This is a genomic window from Bacillus sp. COPE52 (genome assembly GCF_003355115.1).
GTDB classification, from domain to species: domain Bacteria; phylum Bacillota; class Bacilli; order Bacillales; family Bacillaceae_G; genus Bacillus_A; species Bacillus_A toyonensis.
Genome location: NZ_CP031292.1, coordinates 5,604,571 through 5,605,464, shown reverse-complemented (window position 1 = coordinate 5,605,464; position 894 = coordinate 5,604,571). Strand labels below are relative to the sequence as shown.

The following is an 894-nucleotide window of genomic DNA, read 5'->3' as shown; positions in this document are numbered from 1 at the left end:
GAAGGATAGAAGAAGCGTGCGATTGGTTGTGCACGTCCAAGCAGTTAGGCTGATAAGTAGGCAAATCCGCTTATCGTAAAGGCTGAGCTGTGATGGGGAAGCTCCTTATGGAGCGAAGTCTTTGATTCCCCGCTGCCAAGAAAAGCTTCTAGCGAGATAAAAGGTGCCTGTACCGCAAACCGACACAGGTAGGCGAGGAGAGAATCCTAAGGTGTGCGAGAGAACTCTGGTTAAGGAACTCGGCAAAATGACCCCGTAACTTCGGGAGAAGGGGTGCTTTCTTAACGGAAAGCCGCAGTGAATAGGCCCAAGCGACTGTTTAGCAAAAACACAGGTCTCTGCGAAGCCGTAAGGCGAAGTATAGGGGCTGACACCTGCCCGGTGCTGGAAGGTTAAGGAGAGGGGTTAGCGTAAGCGAAGCTCTGAACTGAAGCCCCAGTAAACGGCGGCCGTAACTATAACGGTCCTAAGGTAGCGAAATTCCTTGTCGGGTAAGTTCCGACCCGCACGAAAGGTGTAACGATTTGGGCACTGTCTCAACCAGAGACTCGGTGAAATTATAGTACCTGTGAAGATGCAGGTTACCCGCGACAGGACGGAAAGACCCCGTGGAGCTTTACTGTAGCCTGATATTGAATTTTGGTACAGTTTGTACAGGATAGGCGGGAGCCATTGAAACCGGAGCGCTAGCTTCGGTGGAGGCGCTGGTGGGATACCGCCCTGACTGTATTGAAATTCTAACCTACGGGTCTTATCGACCCGGGAGACAGTGTCAGGTGGGCAGTTTGACTGGGGCGGTCGCCTCCTAAAGTGTAACGGAGGCGCCCAAAGGTTCCCTCAGAATGGTTGGAAATCATTCGTAGAGTGCAAAGGCATAAGGGAGCTTGACTGCGA

1 rRNA gene (only partly in view) is annotated in these 894 nt (G+C 52.2%); it reads left to right on the top strand.

Annotation, left to right across the window (positions count from 1 at the left end):
- A 23S ribosomal RNA gene (locus DPQ31_RS29145) occupies positions 1–894 on the top strand (it extends past both window edges: 1,735 nt to the left, 674 nt to the right).